At 68.8% G+C, this 22,336-nt stretch carries 24 protein-coding genes and 1 pseudogene; 11 read left to right on the top strand and 14 right to left on the bottom strand.

The genetic code is table 11. The features are described 5' to 3' along the window. Window positions 1-38: 38 nt before the first annotated feature. Window positions 39-695, bottom strand: a complete 657-nt coding sequence (locus tag ASG29_RS13055) for a DUF6975 family protein (protein WP_055985633.1) — start codon at window positions 693-695, stop codon at window positions 39-41. Window positions 696-829: 134 nt separating this feature from the next. Here ASG29_RS13055 and ASG29_RS13050 point away from each other — a divergent pair, with 134 nt between their 5' ends. After that, window positions 830-2,509, top strand: coding sequence for a M20/M25/M40 family metallo-hydrolase (locus tag ASG29_RS13050; protein ID WP_055984634.1), 1,680 nt, complete (start codon window positions 830-832; stop codon window positions 2,507-2,509). 98 nt (window positions 2,510-2,607) lie between these two features. Here ASG29_RS13050 and rpoD read toward each other — a convergent pair whose 3' ends face one another. The 3 genes from rpoD to ASG29_RS13035 form a co-directional block, all read right to left on the bottom strand. Beyond that, window positions 2,608-4,638 (bottom strand): RNA polymerase sigma factor RpoD, encoded by a 2,031-nt coding sequence (gene rpoD / locus ASG29_RS13045; protein ID WP_055984631.1) that lies wholly within the window; start codon window positions 4,636-4,638, stop codon window positions 2,608-2,610. A gap of 17 nt (window positions 4,639-4,655) precedes the next feature. Then, the gene (gene dnaG / locus ASG29_RS13040) at window positions 4,656-6,500 is read right to left on the bottom strand and encodes a DNA primase (protein WP_055984628.1); all 1,845 of its coding nucleotides are present in this window, start codon (window positions 6,498-6,500) and stop codon (window positions 4,656-4,658) included. 89 nt (window positions 6,501-6,589) lie between these two features. After that, window positions 6,590-7,054 carry a GatB/YqeY domain-containing protein gene (locus ASG29_RS13035; protein ID WP_055985630.1) on the bottom strand — a complete coding sequence of 155 codons (465 nt, stop codon included), beginning with the start codon at window positions 7,052-7,054 and terminating at the stop codon, window positions 6,590-6,592. Between the two features lie 96 nt (window positions 7,055-7,150). Here ASG29_RS13035 and carA point away from each other — a divergent pair, with 96 nt between their 5' ends. Then, window positions 7,151-8,395: a glutamine-hydrolyzing carbamoyl-phosphate synthase small subunit gene (gene carA, locus ASG29_RS13030; protein ID WP_055984625.1), complete on the top strand. Its 1,245-nt coding sequence runs from the start codon at window positions 7,151-7,153 to the stop codon at window positions 8,393-8,395. Between the two features lie 8 nt (window positions 8,396-8,403). Here carA and ASG29_RS13025 read toward each other — a convergent pair whose 3' ends face one another. After that, window positions 8,404-8,817, bottom strand: coding sequence for a type II toxin-antitoxin system VapC family toxin (locus tag ASG29_RS13025; protein ID WP_055984622.1), 414 nt, complete (start codon window positions 8,815-8,817; stop codon window positions 8,404-8,406). Next, on the bottom strand, window positions 8,814-9,059 hold the full coding sequence (locus ASG29_RS13020) for a FitA-like ribbon-helix-helix domain-containing protein (RefSeq protein WP_055984619.1): 246 nt from the start codon (window positions 9,057-9,059) through the stop codon (window positions 8,814-8,816). The genes ASG29_RS13025 and ASG29_RS13020 overlap by 4 nt, the downstream gene beginning before the upstream one ends. A 58-nt stretch (window positions 9,060-9,117) precedes the next feature. On the opposite strand from ASG29_RS13020, the gene carB reads away from it, so the two are divergent. The 3 genes from carB to ASG29_RS13005 all read left to right on the top strand — a co-directional run bounded on the left by carB (window position 9,118) and on the right by ASG29_RS13005 (window position 13,781). Next, on the top strand, window positions 9,118-12,450 hold the full coding sequence (gene carB, locus ASG29_RS13015; RefSeq protein WP_055984617.1) for a carbamoyl-phosphate synthase large subunit: 3,333 nt from the start codon (window positions 9,118-9,120) through the stop codon (window positions 12,448-12,450). A gap of 84 nt (window positions 12,451-12,534) precedes the next feature. Then, window positions 12,535-13,011 (top strand): transcription elongation factor GreA, encoded by a 477-nt coding sequence (greA, locus tag ASG29_RS13010; protein WP_055984614.1) that lies wholly within the window; start codon window positions 12,535-12,537, stop codon window positions 13,009-13,011. A gap of 2 nt (window positions 13,012-13,013) precedes the next feature. Continuing rightward, window positions 13,014-13,781 carry an APH(3') family aminoglycoside O-phosphotransferase gene (locus ASG29_RS13005; RefSeq protein ID WP_055984612.1) on the top strand — a complete coding sequence of 256 codons (768 nt, stop codon included), beginning with the start codon at window positions 13,014-13,016 and terminating at the stop codon, window positions 13,779-13,781. A 3-nt stretch (window positions 13,782-13,784) separates the two neighbouring features. Here the strand turns inward: ASG29_RS13005 and ASG29_RS13000 are convergent, their stop codons facing one another. The 5 genes from ASG29_RS13000 to ASG29_RS12980 are packed head-to-tail and all read right to left on the bottom strand — an operon-like array spanning window position 13,785 to window position 15,545. Then, on the bottom strand, window positions 13,785-14,015 hold the full coding sequence (locus ASG29_RS13000) for a DUF4170 domain-containing protein (protein WP_055984609.1): 231 nt from the start codon (window positions 14,013-14,015) through the stop codon (window positions 13,785-13,787). Window positions 14,016-14,066: 51 nt separating this feature from the next. After that, complete coding sequence (locus ASG29_RS12995; protein WP_055984606.1) at window positions 14,067-14,441, bottom strand: hypothetical protein; 375 nt, start codon at window positions 14,439-14,441, stop codon at window positions 14,067-14,069. Next, on the bottom strand, window positions 14,438-14,737 hold the full coding sequence (locus ASG29_RS12990; RefSeq protein WP_055984604.1) for a DUF3618 domain-containing protein: 300 nt from the start codon (window positions 14,735-14,737) through the stop codon (window positions 14,438-14,440). Before ASG29_RS12990 ends, ASG29_RS12995 begins: the two co-directional genes overlap by 4 nt. Then, window positions 14,734-15,075: a phage holin family protein gene (locus tag ASG29_RS12985; protein ID WP_055984602.1), complete on the bottom strand. Its 342-nt coding sequence runs from the start codon at window positions 15,073-15,075 to the stop codon at window positions 14,734-14,736. The genes ASG29_RS12990 and ASG29_RS12985 overlap by 4 nt, the downstream gene beginning before the upstream one ends. A gap of 5 nt (window positions 15,076-15,080) precedes the next feature. Continuing rightward, complete coding sequence (locus tag ASG29_RS12980; RefSeq protein ID WP_055984600.1) at window positions 15,081-15,545, bottom strand: hypothetical protein; 465 nt, start codon at window positions 15,543-15,545, stop codon at window positions 15,081-15,083. Window positions 15,546-15,672: 127 nt separating this feature from the next. Between ASG29_RS12980 and eno the strand changes: the two genes are divergently transcribed. Together eno and ASG29_RS12970 are read left to right on the top strand one after the other, a co-directional pair. Further along, window positions 15,673-16,953, top strand: a complete 1,281-nt coding sequence (eno, locus tag ASG29_RS12975) for a phosphopyruvate hydratase (RefSeq protein WP_055984598.1) — start codon at window positions 15,673-15,675, stop codon at window positions 16,951-16,953. Window positions 16,954-17,072: 119 nt separating this feature from the next. Continuing rightward, window positions 17,073-17,315, top strand: a complete 243-nt coding sequence (locus ASG29_RS12970) for an FtsB family cell division protein (protein WP_055985628.1) — start codon at window positions 17,073-17,075, stop codon at window positions 17,313-17,315. A gap of 81 nt (window positions 17,316-17,396) precedes the next feature. Here ASG29_RS12970 and ASG29_RS12965 read toward each other — a convergent pair whose 3' ends face one another. From ASG29_RS12965 to trmB, 3 genes are all read right to left on the bottom strand, one after another. Next, window positions 17,397-18,218, bottom strand: coding sequence for an alpha/beta fold hydrolase (locus ASG29_RS12965; protein ID WP_055984595.1), 822 nt, complete (start codon window positions 18,216-18,218; stop codon window positions 17,397-17,399). A 73-nt stretch (window positions 18,219-18,291) separates the two neighbouring features. After that, complete coding sequence (locus ASG29_RS12960) at window positions 18,292-18,504, bottom strand: hypothetical protein (RefSeq protein ID WP_055984592.1); 213 nt, start codon at window positions 18,502-18,504, stop codon at window positions 18,292-18,294. A gap of 62 nt (window positions 18,505-18,566) precedes the next feature. Next, window positions 18,567-19,253, bottom strand: coding sequence for a tRNA (guanosine(46)-N7)-methyltransferase TrmB (trmB, locus tag ASG29_RS12955; RefSeq protein WP_055984590.1), 687 nt, complete (start codon window positions 19,251-19,253; stop codon window positions 18,567-18,569). Window positions 19,254-19,303: 50 nt separating this feature from the next. Here trmB and ASG29_RS12950 point away from each other — a divergent pair, with 50 nt between their 5' ends. The 4 genes and pseudogenes from ASG29_RS12950 to ASG29_RS12935 all read left to right on the top strand — a co-directional run. Next, window positions 19,304-20,074 carry a hypothetical protein gene (locus ASG29_RS12950; RefSeq protein ID WP_055984587.1) on the top strand — a complete coding sequence of 257 codons (771 nt, stop codon included), beginning with the start codon at window positions 19,304-19,306 and terminating at the stop codon, window positions 20,072-20,074. Window positions 20,075-20,123: 49 nt separating this feature from the next. Continuing rightward, a complete protein-coding gene (locus ASG29_RS12945) occupies window positions 20,124-20,930 on the top strand; it encodes a formate/nitrite transporter family protein (RefSeq protein ID WP_055984583.1) in 807 nt (268 codons plus the stop codon). Then, entirely contained in the window at window positions 20,927-21,547 is a 621-nt protein-coding gene (locus tag ASG29_RS12940; protein WP_055984580.1) for a phosphatase PAP2 family protein, read from the top strand. The genes ASG29_RS12945 and ASG29_RS12940 overlap by 4 nt, the downstream gene beginning before the upstream one ends. 84 nt (window positions 21,548-21,631) lie before the next feature. Beyond that, window positions 21,632-22,336 (top strand): annotated as a pseudogene (locus ASG29_RS12935) (ribonuclease R); the annotation flags it as partial.

The raw sequence follows: 22,336 nt of genomic DNA, 5'->3' as shown, positions 1-22,336 counted from the left end.
GCGATAGCGTCATTCGCGTCGGGCGCGCAAGCGGGCCGTCAGCGCGTCGACCGGGCGGACGCCCGCGCCTCCAGCAGGTGCCACAGGCCACGATGCTGTGCGAGCGTCTGCTGCGCGCCGAACGTCATCGCGCGCTGCACGGGCAAAGCGGGGGCGAGATCGTCGAGGAAGGCGTGCGTCGCGGCGATCGTGGCGGCGAAGCGCGTGGTGGCGGGCAGGCCGGTCCGCGCCGCGCCGTTGTCGATCACGCGCCGGACCGCCGACCAGTCGAGCACGAACGCGAGCGCGGTGCCCAACGCGCAGCCGCGACGATCCGAGCGGGCCAGCATGTCGAGCGCGTGGCGCTGCCCGATGATCGCGGCCTCCGACGCCGCCTGTCCGGGCGTTGACGGCTGCGGCCCGATCGCGGCGGCGAGCCGGGCGAGCAGCGCGCGTTCGATCGCCATCGCGTCGACCGCATGGTCCAGCCAGGCGCGGTGATCCGCCGCGTCGCACGCATCGCGCGCATGTTCGACCAGTCCGGGAAAGGCGCCGTGGAGGATGCACAGGGCGTGGACCGCATCCGCCACGTCGCGCAAGGGGGCGGCGGGGTCGAGAAGCGCGCGCGCATGCTGCGACGCCGCGGTGCCGTCCGCCGCCACCAGCGCGTGCATCGCGGGCGCGGATCGCGCGACCGTGATCGTTGCCGCTTCCATGTCGTTCTCCATCGCCTGTACGCCACGTTCCGCCGCGAGAGCGCGGCGAATAGCGGGTGCCGCGTAAAGGCGGGGTTACCGCGGGCTTGACCGGGTTGCGGTGCGCTTCCACCCTTTCGCCGAGGAGACGGCCGATGCGCGGGTGGTGGGCGATGCTGGTCGCGCTGGCGGTGGCGGTCGTCCTGGCGATCGTCGCGACGACCCCGCCCGCACCGGCCCCGGCCGACGCCCCCGCCGGCGCGTTTTCGGCGATGCGCGCGATGCGCGACGTGCGCGCGATCGCCCGCGCCCCGCATCCGACCGGCAGCGCGGAGAACGAACGGGTGCGCGGCTACCTGATCGCGCGATTGCGGGCGATCGGCCTGGAGACGGTACCGCTGCCGTCGCGGTTGAGCGCCAAGGGGAAGGCGGTGCTGGACCGCTGGCGGGGCACGCCCGCGCCCGCGCCGACGGTGACGAGCATCCTGGCGACGCTGCCCGGGCGCGACCGGACGGCGCCCGCGGTGCTGCTGATGGCGCATTTCGACACCGTGTGGGGATCCCCCGGCGCGGCGGACGACGCCGGCGGGGTCGCGGCGGCGATCGAGGTCGCGCGCGCCGTCCGCGCGGCGGGCGTGCCGGGACGCGACCTGATGCTGTTGCTGACCGATGGAGAGGAACCGGGACTGGAGGGCGCGCGCGCGTTCTTTGGCGGCCATCCGGCGCGGGCGCGGGTGGGCGTGGTCATCAACCTCGAAGCGCGGGGCGGGGGCGGGCGCGCCGCGATGTTCGAGACCGGGCGCGGCAACGACGCGGCGATGCGATCGTTCGGGCGGGCGGTCGGCGGGCCGGTGGCGACGTCGCTGTCTGCGCTGGTGTATCAGAGCCTGCCCAACAGCACCGATTTCACCCCCGCACGGCAGGGCGGGTGGCCGGGCTACAATTTCGCCTTCATCGGGCGGGCGGCCTATTATCACTCGCCGCTGTCGACGCCCGATATCGTCGATACCGGGGCGGTGCAGGACATGGGCGGGCAGGCGCTGGACCTGACCCGCGCGCTGCTGGCGGCGCCGTCGTTGCCGCGCCGGTCGGCAGGCGATCGGACGTTCTTCGACGCCTACGGCCTGTGGCTGGTGCAGTATCCGCCCGCGGTCGGATGGGTGCTGCTGCTGCTGGGCGTGGCGGGGTACGCCGCAGCGGCGCGGCGCGATCCGGGCGCCGTCGCGCGCGGGGCGGGGGCGATCGTGGCGCTGGCCGTGGTCGCCGCGATCCTGCTGTTCGCGCTGAACCTGCTGTCCGGGGCGGACGGGCGGGTCAATTACTACGACCGGCTGGCCGCGATCCCGCGGTTGCAGGCTCAGGCGCTGCTGGCGTGCGGCGCGGCGCTGGGCGCGACCGCGGGCCTGTTCCTGCGCCGCGGCGTGTCGGCGGGGTTCGTGGCGGGGATGGCGGCGCCGGTCGCGGTGCTGGCGGTCGTGGTGCAGGCGGTCGCGCCGACGGCATCCTATGTTCTGGTCGTGCCGTTGCTGCTGGGCGGTGTCGCCGCGGGGGTGCGGTGGCGGGCAGCGGCGATCGTCGCGGCGGCGCTGGTCACCGGATATCTGCTCGGCTTCGGCTTCTTCCTGATGCAGGCGGTGGGGCCGAAGACGCCGATCGCCGCGGTGCTTCCGCTGCTGCCGGTCGCGCTGGTGCTGGCGCCATTGGCCGGGCGCATCGCGCGGCGGCGGGCGCTGGCGGTCGCGGCGGTGTTGCTGGTGCTGGGGGCGGGGGTGGCGCTGTGGGTGCGGGCCGATCCGTTGGCGCCGAGCGTGCCGCCGTACAGCAACCACAAATAACGTGTCGTCCCGCGAAGACGGGAACCCGGGGCCAGGCTGGACGACGGACGTTGTCGCTGGTGGCTCCGGGCTACCGCTTTCGCGGGAGCACGGGGCCCTTATTGGTCGAGGAAGGACCGCATCTTCCGGCTGCGCGACGGGTGCTTCAGCTTGCGCAGCGCCTTCGCCTCGATCTGGCGGATGCGTTCGCGGGTTACGCTGAACTGCTGGCCGACTTCCTCCAGCGTGTGATCGGTGTTCATGCCGATCCCGAACCGCATCCGCAGAACGCGCTCTTCGCGCGGGGTCAGCGACGCCAGGACGCGCGTGACCGTCTCCTTCAGGTTCGCCTGGATCGCGGCATCGACCGGAATGACCGCATTCTTGTCCTCGATGAAATCGCCCAGGTGCGAATCCTCCTCGTCGCCGATCGGCGTTTCGAGGCTGATCGGCTCCTTGGCGATCTTCATCACCTTGCGCACCTTCTCCAGCGGCATCGACAGCCGTTCGGCCATCTCCTCCGGGGTCGGTTCGCGGCCCTGCTCGTGCAGGAACTGGCGGCTGGTGCGGACCAGCTTGTTGATCGTCTCGATCATGTGGACCGGGATGCGGATCGTGCGCGCCTGGTCCGCGATGCTGCGCGTGATCGCCTGCCGGATCCACCACGTGGCGTAGGTGCTGAACTTGTAGCCGCGGCGATACTCGAACTTGTCGACCGCCTTCATCAGGCCGATGTTGCCCTCCTGGATCAGATCGAGGAACTGCAACCCGCGGTTCGTGTATTTCTTCGCGATCGAGATGACGAGGCGCAGGTTCGCCTCCACCATCTCCTTCTTCGCGATCCGCGCCTCGCGCTCGCCCTTCTGCACCATGTTCACGATGCGGCGGAACTCGGCCAGCGCCATGCCGGTCTGCTGGCTGATCTCGCTGATTTCGGTACGGATGCGGTCAACCGCGTCGACTTCGTTGGTGGCGAAGGCGGTCCATTTCTTGTCGAGGCCGGTGACGGTTGCGATGAAGCTCTCGTCCAGTTCATGCCCCATGTAGCGGTCAAGGAAATCCTTGCGGTTGACCTTGTGCCGCTCCGCCAGCCGCAGCATCTGCCCGCCCAGCGCGGTCAGGCGGCGGTTGTAGCTGTATAGCTGGTCGACGAGATATTCGATCTTCGCCTGGTGGAACTGGACGCTTTCCACCTCTGCGGTCAGTTCCTCGCGCAGTTTCTGATACTTACGCTCGTCACCTGTGGACAACTCTCCGCCCGTGGCCATCGAGCCCAGGCGGTTTTCCTGCATCTTGCTGAACTTGCGATAGATCGCGGTGATGTTGGCGAACTTCTCCAGCGCGACGGGCTTGAGCGTCTCCTCCATCTGCGCCAGGCTGAGGGTGTTGTCCTCCTCCTCGTCGTCGCTGGGACGCGGCGCGCGACGCTCGGTCAGCTCGTCGTCCTCGTCGACGGGGGCCTCCTCCGGCTCCTCCTCCTCCTTCAGGCTGGCGCCCGCGGTCTTCTCGCTGATCTCGCCGCTGTCGTCCGCCTCGGCGCCCTCGACCTGCTCCGCCGACGGGCCCTTGTTCAGCATCGCGTCGAGATCGACGATCTCGCGCAGCTGCATCGTGCCCTCGTTGAGCGCGGTGGACCAATCGATGATGGCGTTGAAGGTGATCGGGCTCTCGCACAGGCCCAGGATCATCGTGTCGCGACCCGCCTCGATCCGCTTGGCGATGGCGATCTCGCCCTCGCGGCTGAGAAGCTCCACCGCGCCCATCTCGCGCAGGTACATGCGCACCGGGTCGTCGGTGCGGTCGATCGTTTCCTTCTTCTTCTCGACGACCGGCGCGGCGCCCTCGGCCTCGCCGTCGACGGCCTCCGCCTCGTCGTCGTCGGCGCGCTCCTCCGGCTCGCCGTCCTCGCCCGCTTCCTCGTTCTCGACGATGTTAACGCCCATCTCGTTCAGCGCGGACATCACGTCCTCGAGCTGGTCGGACGTCATCTGGTCCTGCGGCAGCGCCTCGTTCAGCTGGTCGTAGGTGATGTAGCCGCGCTTCTTCGCACGGGCGATCAGCTTCTTGACGTTCGCGTCATTGAGGTCGATCAGCGGGGCATCGGCCGTGTCCGCGCCGTCTTCCATCCCGCCACCGTTCGTCTTCGCCATAATCGTCCTTCAATCGCTCACGCCGCCGGCTCTTCTTCCGGCAGCAGCGCGTCCATGAAAACCTCGTCCATCCGCTGCTTCGCCTTCAGCAAGCGGACATATTCGTCGAAATCGGGCTGGTTCCAGTCAGCCGAATATCGTTCCCGCGCCTCTTCGATCTCGACGTCGATCGCAGGACCGACGTCCAGCTTCTCCGCCACCAATGCCAGATCGCGACGGGCCTGTTCCGGCTCGGCTTTATGGGCGAGGAAGGAAAAGGCAAGCGTCACCTCCTCCAGCTTGGCCACGACGGGTTCGAGTGCGTCCTGTCGCAAGATGGTCAGCACGTGCGCCGTTTCAAGGGCGTCGTGGTGGAGCGCGGCGTCGAGCAGCACCTCGCGTACCTGCCGCAGCCGGATCGAGGCGATCGGGATGCGGACCAGCGTCTCGGCCAGCGGGCGCAGGAGGTCGGGATAGCGGATCAGCCCGCGGATGAGCGCGGGGATGATCGTGACCTGGTCGATCCCGGCCTTCGAGATCGCCAGCACGCGTTCCGACGGCGGCTGATAGGGGACGTATCCCTTGCCACCCTTGTTGAAGGTACGGAACGACTGGCTCGGGCGTTCGGGGTGGGAGAAGTCCCACAGGCGCGTGTTGAAGGCGGCGACATATTCCAGCCGGACTTCATTGTCCTTGATGGTATTGGCCAGCTCGCGCAGCCGCGCGCGCAGGCCGGCGCGCTGCTCCGGCGTCACCAGCGGTTCGGCTGCCAGCTCGGCCTTCCACAACCGGTCGACCAATGCCTCCGGCGCACGCGCCAGCGCCTCGAACGCACCCGCGCCGCCGCGGCGCACGACGTCGTCGGGGTCCTGCCCCTCGGGCATCGTCACGAACGACAGGCTCTTGCCCGGCGTCAGCAGCGGCAGCGCGCGGTGGGCGGCGCGCAACGCGGCCTTCTGCCCCGCGGCGTCGCCGTCGAAGCACAGCGTCGGCACGTCCACCATCCGCCACAGTCGTTCCAGCTGATGCTCGGTCAGCGCGGTGCCGAGCGGGGCGACGACCTCCGCGATGCCCGCCTGCGCCAGCGCGATGACGTCCATATAGCCCTCGACCACCAGCACGCGATCGGCCTTTCGCGCCGGGGCGGCGGCGCGGTCGAGATTGTAGAGCGTCCGGCCCTTGTCGAACAACGGCGTGTCGGGGGAGTTCAGGTATTTCGGCTCGCCGTCGCCGATCACGCGCCCGCCGAACGCGATGGTCCGCCCGCGCACGTCGCGGATCGGGATCATCAACCGGCCGCGGAAGCGGTCGTACGGCTCCTTGCCCTCGACCTGGATGAGCAGCCCCGCCTCGATCAGCTGCGCGGGCGTGTAGTCGGGCAGCGCGGTCTTCAGCCGGTTGCGCGCGTCGGGCGCGAAGCCGATGCCGAAATCGCGGATCGTCGCCGCGGTCAGCCCGCGCCGCTCCGCCAGCGCGCGCGCCTCCGCACCCGACAGGCCCTGCATCTGCGCGGCGAACCACGTCGCCGCCTCCGCCATCGCCTCGTGCAGGCCATTCGCCTTTTCCGCCTTCTCCGCGGCGCGGCGGTCCAGCGCGGGCATGTCCATCCCGGCGGCGGCGGCCAGCTCCTTCACCGCATCGATGAAGGGCAGGCCGCGCTGCTCGGTCATCCAGCGGATCGCGTCGCCGTGTGCCGAGCAGCCGAAGCAGTGATAGAAGCCCTTGTCGTCGTTGACGTAGAAGCTTGGCGTCTTCTCGTCATGGAACGGGCAGCACCCCTTGTGCTCGCGCCCCGCCTTGGTCAGCTTCACGCTCTTGCCCACCAGCGCGGACAGCGAGGTGCGCGCGCGAAGCTCGTCGAGGAAGGCGGGGGTGAGACTCACGGCCGGAGTATAACACGCCTTCTGCCCGACGGGTACGGCGGGGGCAATGTTGTTCTAACTCCCCCCCCGCTCGCGGGAGGGGAGTTTTGTCAGGCCAGCGCCGCCTTCACCCAGTCGCTCGCCTTGCTCATGTCCAGCTGGCTGCCGTGCCGCGCCTTCAGTTCCGCCATCACGCGGCCCATGTCCTTCATGCCCGTCGCACCCAGTTCGGCCTTGATCGCCTGGATCGCCGCCGTCGTCGCGGCCTCGTCCAGTTGCGCGGGCAGGAAGCGTTCGATCGTCGCGACCTCCGCCTCCTCCGCAGCGGCCAGTTCCTCGCGCCCGCCCTTGCGGTACATGTCGATCGACTCGCGGCGCTGCTTCACCATCTTCTGCAACACCTCCACCACCAGCGAATCGTCGCCAGGGGTTCCGGGCGCGGGCGCCGCGCCGGTGCGCGCCTCGATATCGCGGTTCTTGATCGCGGCCTGGATCAGCGAAACCGCGTTGCGCGTTTCCTTGTCGCCCGCCTTCATGGCGGCGATCTGCGCGGCCTTGATATCGTCCCGGATCATCGTTTCGTCCCTCATTCGGTTGACGCGAGGCACGTGCCTCTCTAGCGGGCGGGGCTTAGCGACATCGCCGATAACCTCAAGGAGCGCCTGCCCGTCATGGCCGAGCCTGTCACCACGCCTGCGTCCAAACCGGAAGGTGCCACCGGCGTCCTCGTCCTGGCCAACGGGGATGTGGCGTGGGGGCGCGGATTCGGCGCGGAGGGCCAGGCGGTGGGCGAGGTGTGCTTCCACACCGCCATGACCGGCTATCAGGAGATCATGACCGACCCGTCCTTCGCGGGGCAGATCGTGACCTTCACCTTCCCGCATATCGGCAACGTCGGCGCGAACCCCGACGACGTGGAGGCCGACGCCCCCCACGCGCTGGGCATGATCGTGCGCGAGGACCCCACCGCGCCCAGCAGCTTCCGCGCGGTGGAGAACCTCGACGGCTGGATGCGCCGGCATGCGCGCATCGGGCTGGCGGGCATCGACACGCGAGCGCTGACGCGGCGTATCCGGGTGGGTGGCGCGCCCACCGGCGTGGTGGCGCATTCGCCGACGGGGGAGTTCGATCTCGACGTCCTGCTGGCGATGGCGAAGGGCTGGCCGGGGCTGGAGGGCATGGACCTCGCCAAGTCGGTGACGCGCGAGACGCACGGCAGCTGGGACGGCGGCGTGTGGCGGCTCGGGTTCGGATATCGCGGCGAGGGTGCTTCGACCTCGCTCAGCACGAGCGGTAAGACGGCAGAGGACGGCCAACCGCCGTTCGCCCTGAGCGAAGTCGAGGGGCAAGCGCAACGCCCCCATATCGTAGCGATCGATTATGGCAGCAAGTTCAACATCTTCCGCAACCTCGTTCAGGCCGGTGCAAAGGTGTCGGTCGTCCCCGCGACCGCGACCTTCGACGAGGTGATGGCGCTGTTCCCCGACGGCATCTTCCTGTCCAACGGCCCCGGCGACCCCGCCGCGACCGGCGAGTATGCGGTGCCGGTGATCCGGCAGTTGCTCGACACGAAGCTGCCGCTGTTCGGCATCTGCCTCGGCCACCAGTTGCTCGCGCTGGCGGTCGGCGCGAAGACGACGAAGATGTTCCAGGGCCACCGCGGCGCCAACCACCCGGTCAAGAGATTGTCCGATGGCGCGGTCGAGATCACGAGCATGAACCACGGCTTCGCGGTCGAGCGCGAGACGCTGCCCGCGGGGGTGACGGAGACGCACGTGTCGCTGTTCGACGGCTCGAACGCGGGGCTTGAGGTCGACGGCGGGCGGGCGTTCTCGGTGCAGTACCATCCGGAGGCGTCGCCGGGACCGCAGGACAGTTTCTACCTGTTCGAGCGGTTTGTCGGGATGACGCGGTGAAGGCGCGGTCAACCCTGCCAGGGATCGATCAACGTCAGGCCCAGTCCCTTGAAATCCCGTATGTTTCGTGTCGCCAACGCCATCCCTCGGGCAAGCGCGGTCGCCGCGATTTGCGCATCGGCGGTGCCGGGATTGCGTCCGGCCGCTTCAAGAAAAGCAAGCACCTCCCCGTAACGCCGCGCGGCGTCGAGATCGAACGCCGCGATGCGTGTCCCGTAACTCGCGATCAACTCGTCGTAACCGGCCGTGATCGCCTCGCGCCTCTTTCCGTGAGGCATCAGTGCAACGCCGGAAAGCAGCTCGCCGATCACGATCGTGGAGAGCCACATCCCGTCGGCATTCGCCGCCGCCCAGGCGCGAACGCCCTCGTCCGGCCGCGGACGGAAGGCCTCGCTCCAGACGTTCGTATCGACGAGGATCATTCGTCGTCGAACGTCGGGATGCGCGCCCGGCTGCGCGGGGGGATGGGCAGGTCGATCCCGGGCCGGCTCATTTCGTACAGCATCTCGAACATGCTCTTGCGCGGCACTTCCGCGTCCGGCCGCACCAGCGCGATCAACGCGCGGCGGGCCTCGTCCTCCAGCGACCGCCCGTTGCGCGCCGCGCGCTCGCGCAGGTCCTGTTTCACGTCGTCGGGCAGGTTACGGATCGTCACGCTCGCCATCGCCCATCCTCCGGTGATTGCAATGCAATCATCGTATGCACTGATTGCGTAGGAAACAATGCCCAAACGCACCGACATCTCCTCCATCCTCGTCATCGGCGCCGGCCCGATCGTCATCGGTCAGGCGTGCGAATTCGATTATTCGGGCACGCAGGCGATCAAGGCGTTGCGCGAGGAGGGCTATCGCATCGTCCTCGTCAACAGCAATCCCGCGACGATCATGACCGATCCCGAGCTCGCCGACGCGACCTATGTCGAGCCGATCACGCCGGAAGTGGTGGCGAAGATCATCGAGAAGGAGCGCCCCGACGCGGTCCTGCCGACGATGGGCGGGCAGACCGCGCTGAACACCGCGCTCGCGCTGTTCCGCGACGGCACGATGGAGAAGTTCGGCGTGCAGATGATCGGTGCGGATGCCGACGCGATCGACATGGCGGAGGACCGGCTGAAGTTTCGCGACGCGATGGACCGGATCGGGCTGGAAAGCGCGCGCTCCGCGATCGCGCATACGGAAGCGGAGGCGCTGGAGGGGCTGGCCAAGGTCGGCCTGCCCGCGATCATCCGGCCCAGCTTCACGATGGGCGGATCGGGCGGAGGTATCGCCTATAACCGCGAGGAATTCCTGGAGATCGTCCGCAAGGGGCTGGACCTGTCGCCGACGACGGAGGTGCTGATCGAGGAATCGCTGCTCGGGTGGAAGGAATATGAGATGGAGGTGGTCCGCGACCGTGCGGACAATGCCATCATCATCTGCTCGATCGAGAATATCGACCCGATGGGCGTCCACACCGGCGATTCGATCACCGTCGCGCCCGCGCTGACGCTGACCGACAAGGAATATCAGATCATGCGTAACGCATCGATCGCGGTGTTGCGGGAAATCGGCGTTGAAACCGGCGGTTCGAACGTACAGTTCGCGGTGAATCCGAAGGACGGCCGGCTGATCGTGATCGAGATGAACCCGCGCGTGTCGCGGTCCTCGGCGCTAGCGTCGAAGGCGACGGGCTTCCCGATCGCGAAGGTCGCGGCGAAGCTGGCGGTCGGGTATACGCTGGACGAGATCGTCAACGACATCACCGGCGCGACCCCGGCGTCGTTCGAGCCGACGATCGACTATGTCGTGACGAAGATCCCGCGCTTCGCGTTCGAGAAGTTCAAGGGTGCGGAGGCGCTGCTGGGCACCGCGATGAAGAGCGTCGGCGAGGTCATGGCGATCGGCCGCAACATCCACGAATCGATGCAGAAGGCCCTGCGCGGGCTGGAAACCGGGCTGAGCGGCTTCAACCATGTCGACCGCCTGATCGGCGCGCCGCGCGCGGAGATCGAGGCGGCGCTCGCTGCGCCGACGCCCGACCGGCTGCTCGTCGCGGCGCAGGCGTTGCGGGAGGGCTTTACCGTCGCGGAAGTGAATGCGATCGCGAAATACGATCCGTGGTTCCTCGAACGGATCGCCGAGATCGTCGCGGCGGAGGCCGAGGTGATGAAGGACGGCCTGCCGATCGAGGCGGCGGGGATGCGCCGGTTGAAGGCGATGGGGTTCAGCGACAAGCGCCTCGCGTGGCTTGCGCTCCAGTCCGCGAACCTGCGCGGCATGAGCCGCGGCATCGCGCGTGGGAGCGGGCTGATCCACGAGGCGGTGAAGGCGATGACCGGCGGCGTGACCGAGGAGGAGGTGCGCGAGCACCGCCTGAAACTGGGCGTGCGTCCGGTCTTCAAGCGCATCGACACCTGCGCCGCGGAATTCGATGCGAAGACGCCGTACATGTATTCCACCTACGAGGCGCCCAGCTTCGGCGAGCCCGAGTGCGAGAGCCAGCCGTCGGACCGGCGCAAGGTCGTGATCCTGGGCGGCGGGCCGAACCGGATCGGGCAGGGGATCGAGTTCGATTATTGCTGCTGCCACGCGTGCTTCGCGCTGGCGGACGCGGGGTTCGAGACGATCATGGTCAATTGCAATCCCGAAACCGTCTCGACCGATTACGACACCAGCGACCGCCTGTATTTCGAACCGCTGACCGCGGAGGACGTGCTGGAGATCCTGCATGTCGAGGCGTCGAAAGGCGAGCTGGTCGGCGTGATCGTGCAGTTCGGCGGACAGACGCCGCTGAACCTGGCGCGCGCGCTGGAGGCGGCGGGGATCCCGATCCTGGGCACCAGCCCGGATGCGATCGACCTGGCGGAGGATCGCGAGCGCTTCGCCGCGCTGGTCAACAAGCTGAAGCTGCTCCAGCCGTCGAACGGCATCGCGCGCAGCCGCGAGGAAGCGCTGAACGTCGCCAATCGCATCGGCTATCCCGTGCTGATGCGCCCCAGTTACGTGCTGGGCGGCCGCGCGATGGAGATCGTCGACAGCGACCAGCAGCTGGAGGATTATATCCAGACCGCGGTGCAGGTATCGGGCGATTCCCCCGTCCTGATCGACCAATATCTGCGCGACGCGATCGAGGTCGACGTCGACGCGATCTGCGACGGCGACGATGTGGTGGTCGCGGGCGTGCTCCAGCATATCGAGGAAGCGGGGGTCCATTCGGGCGACAGCGCCTGTTCGATCCCGCCCTATTCGCTGTCCGCCGACATCATCGCGGAGATCGAGCGGCAGACGACGGTCTTGGCGCATGGCCTGTCGGTGAAGGGCCTGATGAACATCCAGTTCGCGGTGAAGGACGGGCTGGTCTACCTGATCGAGGTCAATCCGCGCGCCAGCCGCACCGTGCCCTTCGTCGCCAAGGCCATCGGCGCGCCGATCGCGAAGATCGCGGCGCGCGTGATGGCGGGGGAGAAGCTGCGCGACCTGCCCGCGATCGACCGCGCGATCGACTATTTCGCGGTGAAGGAGGCGGTATTCCCCTTCAATCGCTTCCCCGGCATCGATCCGGTCCTGTCTCCCGAGATGAAGTCCACCGGCGAAGTCATGGGAATCGATCCCGATTTCACCACCGCCTTCGCCAAGGCGCAGCTCGGCGCGGGCACCGTCCTGCCGAGTGAGGGTGCGGTGTTCGTCAGCGTCAAGGACGGGGACAAGGCGCTGATCGTCGGCGCGGCGCGCGACCTGGTCGAGGCCGGTTTCACGATCGTCGCCACGGGCGGGACGGCGGATCACCTGGAGCGCGCGGGCCTGCCGGTGGAGAAGGTCAACAAGGTGGCGCAGGGGCGGCCGCATATCGTCGACCGGATCAAGGACGGCGGCATCGACCTGATCTTCAACACCACCGAAGGCTGGCAGAGCCTGAAGGATTCGCAGCCGATCCGCGCCTCGGCGGTGAACGGGCGCATCCCGTATTTCACGACCGCCTCGGCCAGCATCGAGGCGGCGAAGGCGATCCGGGCGTCCGCGCTGCACAACCTTGAAGTGCGACCGCTCCAGTCCTATTATTCGCAGCCGCACAACTGATCCCCGACAGTCACGAGGTGTGTGCGGGCGACCCGGCAGGGAGGGTCGCTCGACGATGGGGTATTTATTGAAGGAAGTGGCGCCATGGCGACCGTCGAGAAGATGCCGATGCTCCAGGAAGGCTATGACCGGCTGACCGCGGACCTGAAACGGCTGAAGATCGAACGCCCGACGATCGTGGACGCGATCGAGGAAGCGCGCGCGCATGGCGACCTGTCGGAAAACGCGGAATATCACGCCGCCAAGGAGCGGCAGGGGCAGGTCGAGGCGTCGATCGCGGATATCGAGGACAAATTGTCCCGGGCGCAGATCATCGACCCGCTGGACATGTCGGGCGACAAGGTGGTGTTCGGCGCGACGGTGACGTTGCTGGACGAGGACGATAAGCCGGTCCGCTACCAGATCGTCGGCCAGACCGAGGCGGATGCGAAGACGGGACGGATCTCGTACAATTCCCCCATCGGTCGCGCGTTGATCGGCCGCAGCGTCGACGACGAGGTCGAGGTGTCGGTGCCCGCGGGCGACCGCTATTACGTGGTGTCGAAGATCGAGTTCATCTGACGATGCGGCCACCGGCCGCGATCGCCGATGCGATCGGCGATCGGCGGCTCGTGGCAGTGACCGACGGACAGTCCGGCGCGACGGTTTTCCGCGCGGGCGAGGATCTTTTCCTGAAGACGGGCAGGGGAAGGGTCGCCGGCCTCGTCGCGGACGAGGCTGCGCGGCTTCGCTGGTCGGACGGCCGCATCCCCGTGCCGCGCGTGATCGCCGCGGTCGGGGAGGGCGACCGGGCGTGGCTGCTGACGAGCGCGCTGCGGGGCATGTCGGCCGGGGATCATATCAAGGCCGATCGCGCGCGCGCGACCGCGGTGCCGGGATCGCTCGCCGCGTTCCTCACGCGCCTTCACGCCCTTCCGGTCCGGGACTGCCCGTTCGATTCGAGCGTCGCGTCATGGCTTCCGGTCGTTCGGCGACGGGTGGCGGACGGATTGGTCGATACCGGGGATTTCGACGATGAGCATGCGGACTGGAGCGCTGCGCGCGTTCTGGCCAGGGTCGAGGAGCTGGCGTGCCATGCCGAAGGTCGGGTGGTCGTCCACGGCGACTTCTCCCTCGGCAACGTCATCGTCGGCGATGACGGCGACATCGCCGGTTGCATCGATGTCGGTCTGCTGGGGGTCGGCGATCCGTATCGCGATATCTTCATCGGCTGGCGCGACATCGGCGGCTTCGGGTCCGACGCGCAGGACGCGTTCCTTGCCGCGCTGGGGATCGACCGGCTGGCCGAGCCGAGGCGCGATCTCCATCGCGCGCTCGACGAATTGTTCTGATCGTCAGTCCGGCTTGCGCGCCAGCAGGTCGGGTTCGAGCAGGCGGTGCATGTGCACCACCACATATTTCATCTCGGCATCGTCCACCGTCCGCTGCGCCGCGGCGCGCCACGCCTTTTCGGCGCTGGCGTAATCGGGGAAGACGCCGACGATGTCGATCGACTTGAGGTCGGCGAAGTCGAGGGTGCGCGGGTCGCTGACGCGGCCGCCGAAGACGAGGTGAAGCTTGCTCATGCGCCCGCCCTTAGCCGAGGACGCGGGCGGTTTGAACCGCCCGCGTGCACCTCACTTGCGCTTCGCCTTTTCGCGGCCCGCGTCGATCGCGGCCTTGCCCGCCGCGCCCGCCGCCTTCGCGACGTTTGCGAGCAGGCCCTTGGCCTGATCCTTCGCCGCGCCCTTCGTCAGGCCGATGTTGCCGAGTTCGACCCGGCCGGTTTCCTTCGCCGCGGCGAGCGCCGCCACCGCGGTCGCGCCGATGCGCTTGCCGACGGGAGCCAGCAGTTCCTTCTCGCGCCGGCTGCGCGGCAGTGCGGCGCCGACCAGCGCGCCGACCGCCAGCCCGCCGACGAGCACGCCCAGCGGGTTGGACTCGATCGCGTCGCTCGCCTGGCGTGCGGCGGTGCGGGTCTTGCTCTTCGTCTGTTCCTTGGTCGCGGTCATCGGGGTTTCCTTCCGGGAGTCGATTTGTCGTTCGTCAGGCGCCGTGCGGTGGCGGCGATGCGATGGCGGCCGAAGAAGGCGGCGATGAGCGCGACGCCGCCCGCCAGCGCGGCGGGATTGCGCTTCGCCGCGGCGACGGAGGCGGTGACGGCACGCTCGCCGCCCTCGACCACGCCGCTCTTCGCCTTGCGGATCAGCACCTGCGGGTCGAGTTGCGCCTGAAGCGTCTCGACCGTGCTGCCCAGCCGTTCGCGCGCCAGCGCGGCGCGCGCCTCGGCGGATTCGAGGTCGGTCATGCGGCGTCCTTTCGGGTCAGCCGGGCCTTGCCGATCAGGCCCAGGACGGTCGCGAGGATCAGCACCACGCCCACCACGACGAGCGTGGCGAGCCCCGGCCCGATCACCGTCGCCAGCGACAGGATCAGGCCGACGAGCAGCGCGATCAGCGCCGCCAGCGCCAGCACGCCCGCCACGGCGAAGAAGGCGACCGCGGCCTTGTACCGCGTGGTGACGTTGGCCACCCGCGCCTTCGCCAACGCGAGTTCGGCCGCCGCCATCTCGCGCGCGTCGCCCGTCAGCCGCGCGACGAGCGCGGGCAGGCTGTCGTCCTTCAGCACGGGATCGCGCAGGTCCATGCGGATCAGGCGTCGCGCTGGTCGACGCCGGCGGTCAGCAACCGCGCCACGACGAAGCCGATCGCCGCCGCCGCGCCGACCGCGACCGCCGGGCTCTTCTTCACCAGTGCGCGGGCATCCTCCACCAGTTCGTCGACGCTCTTTCCGTCCAAAGCGGTGGAATAGCCCTGCACCTTGTCCGCCGCGGCACGGGCGTACTGGCCGTATTGCTCGCCCAGTTTCTCGTCCACCTGCGCCGCGGCGTCGGTCAGCATCTGCGACAGCTGTCCCAGCGCGCTGGTCGCCTTCGCCTTGCCGTCCTCGGCATAGACGCGCGCCTTGTCCGTCGCCTGCGCGCGTACGTCGCCGGTGCGATCCAGCACGGTCTGCTTCGCGGACGCGGCCGTGGGGCCGTCGGTATGCGCGGACGGGCTGGCGGGGACGATGTCCGCGTCGGTCATCGGTTTGAAACTGTCATGCTGGTCGGCCATGTCGTGCTCCTTGATCGGGCGAAGAACCGCGGGCGACACGCGCCGGTTCCATCGCGTTGCAGCATCGGCCGGCCCGCGTTAAGGCCGCGGGCGATCCGACATCCAGCCCAGATAAGGGGACCGTTACGTGACCGCAATCATCGACCTGCACGGCCGGCGCATCATCGACAGCCGCGGCAACCCCACCGTCGAGGTCGACGTGCTGCTGGAGGACGGCAGCTTCGGGCGCGCGGCGGTCCCCTCTGGCGCGTCGACCGGGGCGCACGAGGCGGTCGAAAAGCGCGACGGCGACAAGGCGAAATGGGGCGGGAAGGGCGTCGATACGGCGGTCGATGCGGTCAACGACGAGATCGCGGATGCGATCGTCGGCATGGACGCGGAGGACCAGATCGAGATCGATCACGCGATGATCGCGCTGGACGGCAGCGAGAACAAGGGGCGGCTGGGCGCGAATGCGATTTTGGGCGTCAGCCTCGCGGTGGCGAAGGCGGCGGCGGATGCGCGCGGCCTGCCGCTGTACCGCTATGTCGGCGGCGTGGGCGCGCATGTCCTGCCGGTGCCGATGATGAACATCATCAACGGCGGAGAACATGCGGACAACCCCATCGATTTCCAGGAATTCATGGTCATGCCCGTCGGCGCGCCGACGCTGGCGGAGGCGGTGCGCTGCGGTTCGGAAATCTTCCACACGCTGAAGAAGGCGCTGCACGATCAGGGGCTGGCGACCGCGGTCGGGGACGAGGGCGGGTTCGCGCCGAACCTGGCCAGCACGACCGACGCGCTGGATTTCATCATGCGCGCGGTCGAGAAGGCAGGCTATTCCCCGGGCGACGACGTCATGCTGGCGCTGGACTGCGCCGCGACGGAATTCTTCAAGGACGGCAAATACGTCATCTCGGGCGAGAACCTGACGCTGGAGCCGCAGGCGATGGCGCAATATCTGGCCGATCTCGTCGCGCGCTATCCGATCCTGTCGATCGAGGACGGGATGGCGGAGGACGATTTCGACGGGTGGAAGGCGCTGACCGATGCGGTCGGGCACAAGGTGCAGCTGGTCGGCGACGACCTGTTCGTGACCAACCCGAAGCGGTTGCGCGACGGCATCGGGCGCGGGCTGGCCAATTCGCTGCTGGTGAAGGTGAATCAGATCGGCACGCTGTCCGAAACGCTGGACGCGATCCGCATCGCCGAGCGCGCGGGCTATACCGCGGTGATGTCGCACCGTTCTGGCGAGACCGAGGATGCGACGATCGCCGACCTGGCGGTCGCGACGAATTGCGGCCAGATCAAGACGGGCAGCCTGGCGCGGTCGGACCGGCTGGCGAAGTACAACCAGCTGATCCGGATCGAGGAGGAACTGGGCGACGTGGCGCGCTACGCCGGGCGCGACGTGCTTCGTAGTCGTTGATCGCACTTGCGTTTCTTCGGCCCGCGCGCGAACATGATCGCGTGACCAAGCGCCGCCATCCGCAACGCATCCAGTCCCAGCTCCGCCGCGCGCTCGTGCCCGCGGCGGCGGTGGGGGTGATGCTGTTCTTCGGCGCCTATGCCGTGATGGGGCCGAACGGCATCTTCGCGCTGGGCGACTATAAGCGGCAGATCGCGCAACGCGACCGGCAGCTGAACGTCCTGTCGGCCAAGCGCGAGACGTTGAAGAACCGCGTCGCGTTGCTCGACCCGCGTCATGCGAACCCGGACATGGTGGACGAACTGGTGCGCAAGGAACTGAACGTCACGCATCCCGATGAGGTGATCGTGCCGCTCAGGTGACGGCGGTCGCCGTCCGTCAGGGGCGAGCGGTACCGTCACCCCGGAACAGGTCCGGGGTGACGGGCGCCCGTAGCCGCCGACCTATTTTCCCAGGAACGCCAGCAGGTCGTCGGTCAGGCGGTCGCTTTCGGTCGCGAACAGGCCGTGCGGCGCGCCGTCATATTCCACCAGCTGCGACTGCGCGATGCCCGCCGCGGCGGCGCGCCCGGTGGGGTCGATCGGCACGGTCTTGTCGCCCGTCCCGTGGAGTACCAGCGTCGGCACGCGGAAGGCGGGAAGGTCGGGGCGGAAATCGGTGTGGCCGAAGCTGTCGGCACAGGCGAGCGTGGGCCTCAGGCCCGCCTGCATCGCCAGGCGCCATGCCCAGTCGAGCGTCTCCTGGCTGACCGGGCTGGTGACGTAGCCGACGCCGAAGAAGTCCTTGAAGAAATCGGCGAAGAATTTCGGCCGGTCCTTGCGGATACCGTCCGCGATCTCGCCCAAGGTTTCCTCGGGCACACCGTCGGGATTGTCGTCCGTCTTCAGCATGTACGGCACGACCGAGCCGATTAGCGCGGCAGACACGACACCCCTGCCGCCATGACGGCTCATGTAGCGCGCGACCTCTCCGCCGCCCATCGAGAAGCCGACGAGCGTCGCGTCGTTCGCGCCCGTGGCTTCCATGACGTCGGCCAGATCGTCGGTGAGGGTGTCGTAGTCATAGCCCGACCACGGCTGCCCCGACCGGCCGAAGCCGCGGCGGTCGTAGGCGATGGCGCGGAAGCCCGCGTCGGCCAGTGCCATCGCCTGCGGATCCCAGCTGTCCGACGACAGCGGCCATCCGTGGATCAGGACGACGGGGCGGCCGGAGCCCCAGTCCTTGACGTAGATGTCGGTGCCGTCGCGGGTCTTGACGTAGGGCATGGAAAGCCTTCCGGTTTTTCATTTCGGTCCGACCTCGAGAACGACCGGCGCCCGCGACTGTTCCTGATCGTGGCTAGGCCGCCAGCCGCTGGTCCACCATCCGGCCGATCTCGTCCCAGCGCTTCGCCGCGGTCAGGTCGTGCGCGCGGATCGCGGCCATGATGTGGTCGACGACCTTCTGCCGCGCCATCGTCCCATGTGCCGCGACCAACGCCGCCGCCGCCGAATCTCCGGTGTTCCGCTCCATCATGGCGCGCTTCATGCCGTCGTGCCGCGGCGTCGTCATGCGACGATCGTCGAAGTGTAAATATCCGCTGTGGATAATTTCGGGGCGATCGCGCGCGCGCTTTACGACGGTCGTTGCACGTACCTGAAATACCAGACTTCATGTCCCTGCCGCCGCGCCTTGCGTTCGTAACGCGTTTCCGGCCAGTCGGCGGGACGGGTCAGGAAATCCGCCGGGGTCGCGGCCTGCCAGGCGAAGTCGCGGCGCTGGTTCATCACCATCATCGACCAGCGGCAATAGGTGGGGTCGTCGGTCCCGAGGCGGAATTCCCCGCCCGGCTTCAGCTTCCGCGCGATCAGGTCCAGCGGGCCGTGGTTCATCATCCGTCGCTTGGCATGGCGCGCCTTGGGCCAGGGATCAGGATGGAGGAGGTACACCCGTTCCAGCGATTCGTCGGGCAATCGCTCCACCACCTCCAGCGCGTCGCCCATGTGCAGGCGGACGTTCGACAGTCCGCCGTCGCGGACATGCCCCAGCGCGCCGACGACGCCGTTCAGGAACGGCTCGCATCCGATGAACCCCGCGTGGGGATGCGCCGCGGCCTGCGCGGCGAGATGCTCGCCCGCGCCGAAGCCGATTTCCAGGTGGAGCGGGCGGTCGTCGCCGAACAGGGTCGCGGCGTCCAGCGGGCCGTCTACGGGGAGCGACAGGCGCGGCAGCAGCTCCTCCACCAAAGCGGCCTGCCCGGCGCGCAACGCGTGACCTTGCCGCCGGCCGTACAGGCGGCGGATCGTTGTGGGATCGTTCATGTCGCGCCGATTAACCGCTCGCCACGCGAAACGGAACGGAGGATCGACGCATGCGGTGGCTGGCAGGGGTGACGGTGGCGGGGCTGGCGGGACTGGCGGGTCCGGCGGCGGCACAGCTGGACCAGCCGGGCTCGATATCCATGCTGCGCGGCGGCGGGACGTGGCAGCCCGCGCTGTTCGTGTGCGACGGGATCGATCGCGACCGGGTGCTGGTCGTCAGCGCGCCCGACGCCCGGCGTCGCGCCATGCTGACCGCGCTGGCGAAACCGGGGCTCGCCACCGCGTCGGCGCCGGTGCGGATCGGGGAGGGCGATGCGGGGATGAGCCAGGTGTATTTCCCGTTGCTGGCCGCGGACGGTCGCGCGGTCGGGAATATCCACACGGTCAGCCCGGGCGTGGTGAATCCGGGCGCGACGACGCCGACGGTCACGTCGGTCACGTATCGCGACGACACGATGAACTGCCGCTTCGCGCCGCAGACGCGCGTGCTGGGCGCCACCCTGAAGCGATCGGTGCAGGTGACGGCGACGCCGCGTACCGGCTATCGCTATCGCAGCTACGATTACGACACCAACCTGCCGCGGATCGCGCAGGATTTCGGCGGTCGCGACACGCGCGCGTCGCTGACGATGGACAACGGGCGGCTGGTCGACCAGCGCGGCGGGCGACGGGTGTACGAATTCCGCAACGGCGGGTTCGTCTATCGCGTGTTCGCGTCGGTCGACGTCGCGAAGGGCGGCGGCGGCGTGCAGGTGTGGCAATCGGGCCGCCTGATCCAGACCGAGCCGTTCGGCGCCTATACCGCGGCGATCGCGCCATAGGATCGCGGCCGTCACGGGAGCGAAACGACGCGCCGCCCGTTGCACGTCGATGGAACGAACCTCCCCCGACGACATCGACGATCTGAAGGCCGCGGACGCGAAGGACGTGCATCGCGCGGTGCGCGAGGAGGGCGAGAAGGAACTGGCGCGATCCGCGGCGTCGCTGCTGTGGTCGGGCTTCGCGGCGGGGATCGCGATCAACGCGTCGCTGGTGGCGATGGCGATCCTGCATGCCGCGCTGCCCGACACGCCCGTCCGACCGCTGATCGTCGCGCTCGGCTATCCGATCGGCTTCCTGATCGTCGTGCTGGGGCGGATGCAGTTCTTCACGGAAAGCACCGTCACCGCGATGCTGCCGCTGGCGCACCGGCCGTCGTGGCAGGGGGCGCGGCGGACGATGCGCCTGTGGGGGCTGGTGCTGGTCGCCAACCTCCTCGGTACATTGCTGACCACCGGTGCGCTCCTGCACCTGGGGCTGGTGGCGCCGGAGGTGCGCGAGGCGTTGCCCGCGCTGGCCGAATCGATGCTGGCGAAGGATGCGATGCACACCTTCCTGATCGCGATCCCCGCGGGTTTCCTGATCGCCAGCGTCGCGTGGGTCCTGCCCAACGGGCGCGAACAGGCGTTTCTGGTCATCGTGGCGATCACCTGGCTGGTCGGTGCGGCGGGGTTCGCGCATTCGGTCGTCGGATCGGCGAAGGCGTGGGTGCTGGCGTGGGAGGGGATGTTGCCGTGGACGGACGCGCTGTTCGCGGAGATTATGCCCGCGGTGGCGGGGAACCTTATCGGCGGTGCGGGGCTCTTCACCTTGCTCGCCCATGGACAGGTGCAGGGCGAACCGGGGGACGAGGGATGACGGGCGCGAAGACGAAGAAGGCCGCGCGCAAGGAGCATCGCGCGCTGGCCCCCGTGGTCGCGCTGCGCGACCATCCGGCGGTGAAGCTGGTGGAGCCGACCGCGAAGGCGGCGGATGAACCGCCGCTGCTGGCGCTGTCGCTCGCCACGCTGGCGATCGGCGCGGTGCTGCGCCGCCCCGCGATCGTGCGGACGGGCGCGCGGATGGTGGCGAGCCATATCGTCGCGACGGGGCTGAAGACGGTCATGAAGGGCGCGGTCGACCGCACGCGGCCCGCCGCGGCGGGCGGCAGCGCGAAGCTGTCCAAGGGCAGTGGCACGAAGGACGGGAGCAAGAACGCCTTTCCCAGCGGACACACCGCCGGTGCGGTCGCGGTGGCGCAGGCGGTCGCGCACGAACTGCCCGGCACAAGCGGCGCGGCGCGGACCCTGGCGGGCGTGGCAGGCGCGTTGCAGGTGCCGCGCGGGGCGCATTACCTGACCGATGTCGCCGCCGGCGCGGCGACCGGATGGCTGGCGGAACGGATCGCGGGACTGGTCCTGGCCCGTATCGATACCGCCCGCGCCGACCGGTCGGTCCGCATCGCGGAGGAAGAGGCGGCGGCGCATCCCAGTTGAGTGGATGACGCGGCGCCCGCGACACCCTATCTGCCCCCTGTGCCCAAAAGACCCAAAAGCGGCTTGCCCACGCGCGAGCAGATCATGGACTTCATCCGGACCAGCGACGCTCCCGCGGGAAAGCGCGAGATCGCGCGCGCCTTCGGCCTGACGGCGCAGGAGAAGATCGCGCTGAAGGCGCTGTTGAAGGACATGGCGGACGAGGGGCTGATCGACTCCGCCCCCGGCCGCGCCTTCCACCAGATGGGGGGCGTGCCGAAGGTGACGGTCCTGCGCATCGTCGATGTCGACGAGGGCGGCAACGTGTGGGCCGTGCCCGAACGCTGGGAGAGCGAGGCGCCGGTCCCGCGCCTGCGCGTGCGGGAGCGCAAGCGCGGCGCGCTGGGCATCGGGGAACGCGTGCTCGCGCGGACCGAGGAAGCCGGGAACGGCTGGATCGCGCACCCGATGAAGGTGCTGCGCGCGACGAGCGAGCAGATGATCGGCGTCCTGCGCGGGGAGGGGGATCGCCTCTGGCTCCAGAGCGTGGAGAAGAAGGAGCGGCGCGAATATGCCGTGTCCGACGCGGGCGAGGCGATGGCCGGCGAGCTGGTCATGGCCGAGAAAACCGGCCGCCCGCCGCGGATCACCGCGCGCGTGGTGCAGCGGCTGGGCGATCCGTTCGCGCCGAAGAGCTTCTCGCTGATCGCGATCCACCAGTTCGGCATCCCCGACCGCTTCGCGCCCGAGACGCTGGAAGAAGCCGACCGCGTGGCGCGGTTGCCGATAATTCCTCCCCGGAACGGGGAG

The organism is Sphingomonas sp. Leaf412, from assembly GCF_001425405.1.
In the GTDB taxonomy this organism is placed as follows: Bacteria; Pseudomonadota; Alphaproteobacteria; order Sphingomonadales; family Sphingomonadaceae; genus Sphingomonas.
The sequence above is the reverse complement of the archived record's forward strand: the minus strand, read 5'-3'. Positions and strand labels throughout refer to the sequence as shown.

Excerpts from the sequence above, each read along its gene's own strand:
- ASG29_RS13055 (WP_055985633.1), bottom strand. The coding sequence starts at position 695 with ATGGAAGCGGCAACGATCACGGTCGCGCGATCCGCGCCCGCGATGCAC.
- ASG29_RS13050 (WP_055984634.1), top strand. The coding sequence starts at position 830 with ATGCGCGGGTGGTGGGCGATGCTGGTCGCGCTGGCGGTGGCGGTCGTC.
- rpoD (WP_055984631.1), bottom strand. The coding sequence starts at position 4,638 with ATGGCGAAGACGAACGGTGGCGGGATGGAAGACGGCGCGGACACGGCC.
- ASG29_RS13035 (WP_055985630.1), bottom strand. The coding sequence starts at position 7,054 with ATGATCCGGGACGATATCAAGGCCGCGCAGATCGCCGCCATGAAGGCG.
- carA (WP_055984625.1), top strand. The coding sequence starts at position 7,151 with ATGGCCGAGCCTGTCACCACGCCTGCGTCCAAACCGGAAGGTGCCACC.
- ASG29_RS13025 (WP_055984622.1), bottom strand. The coding sequence starts at position 8,817 with ATGATCCTCGTCGATACGAACGTCTGGAGCGAGGCCTTCCGTCCGCGG.
- ASG29_RS13020 (WP_055984619.1), bottom strand. The coding sequence starts at position 9,059 with ATGGCGAGCGTGACGATCCGTAACCTGCCCGACGACGTGAAACAGGAC.
- carB (WP_055984617.1), top strand. The coding sequence starts at position 9,118 with ATGCCCAAACGCACCGACATCTCCTCCATCCTCGTCATCGGCGCCGGC.
- greA (WP_055984614.1), top strand. The coding sequence starts at position 12,535 with ATGGCGACCGTCGAGAAGATGCCGATGCTCCAGGAAGGCTATGACCGG.
- ASG29_RS13005 (WP_055984612.1), top strand. The coding sequence starts at position 13,014 with ATGCGGCCACCGGCCGCGATCGCCGATGCGATCGGCGATCGGCGGCTC.
- ASG29_RS13000 (WP_055984609.1), bottom strand. The coding sequence starts at position 14,015 with ATGAGCAAGCTTCACCTCGTCTTCGGCGGCCGCGTCAGCGACCCGCGC.
- ASG29_RS12995 (WP_055984606.1), bottom strand. The coding sequence starts at position 14,441 with ATGACCGCGACCAAGGAACAGACGAAGAGCAAGACCCGCACCGCCGCA.
- ASG29_RS12990 (WP_055984604.1), bottom strand. The coding sequence starts at position 14,737 with ATGACCGACCTCGAATCCGCCGAGGCGCGCGCCGCGCTGGCGCGCGAA.
- ASG29_RS12985 (WP_055984602.1), bottom strand. The coding sequence starts at position 15,075 with ATGGACCTGCGCGATCCCGTGCTGAAGGACGACAGCCTGCCCGCGCTC.
- ASG29_RS12980 (WP_055984600.1), bottom strand. The coding sequence starts at position 15,545 with ATGGCCGACCAGCATGACAGTTTCAAACCGATGACCGACGCGGACATC.
- ASG29_RS12970 (WP_055985628.1), top strand. The coding sequence starts at position 17,073 with ATGCTGTTCTTCGGCGCCTATGCCGTGATGGGGCCGAACGGCATCTTC.
- ASG29_RS12965 (WP_055984595.1), bottom strand. The coding sequence starts at position 18,218 with ATGCCCTACGTCAAGACCCGCGACGGCACCGACATCTACGTCAAGGAC.
- ASG29_RS12960 (WP_055984592.1), bottom strand. The coding sequence starts at position 18,504 with ATGACGACGCCGCGGCACGACGGCATGAAGCGCGCCATGATGGAGCGG.
- trmB (WP_055984590.1), bottom strand. The coding sequence starts at position 19,253 with ATGAACGATCCCACAACGATCCGCCGCCTGTACGGCCGGCGGCAAGGT.
- ASG29_RS12950 (WP_055984587.1), top strand. The coding sequence starts at position 19,304 with ATGCGGTGGCTGGCAGGGGTGACGGTGGCGGGGCTGGCGGGACTGGCG.
- ASG29_RS12945 (WP_055984583.1), top strand. The coding sequence starts at position 20,124 with ATGGAACGAACCTCCCCCGACGACATCGACGATCTGAAGGCCGCGGAC.
- ASG29_RS12940 (WP_055984580.1), top strand. The coding sequence starts at position 20,927 with ATGACGGGCGCGAAGACGAAGAAGGCCGCGCGCAAGGAGCATCGCGCG.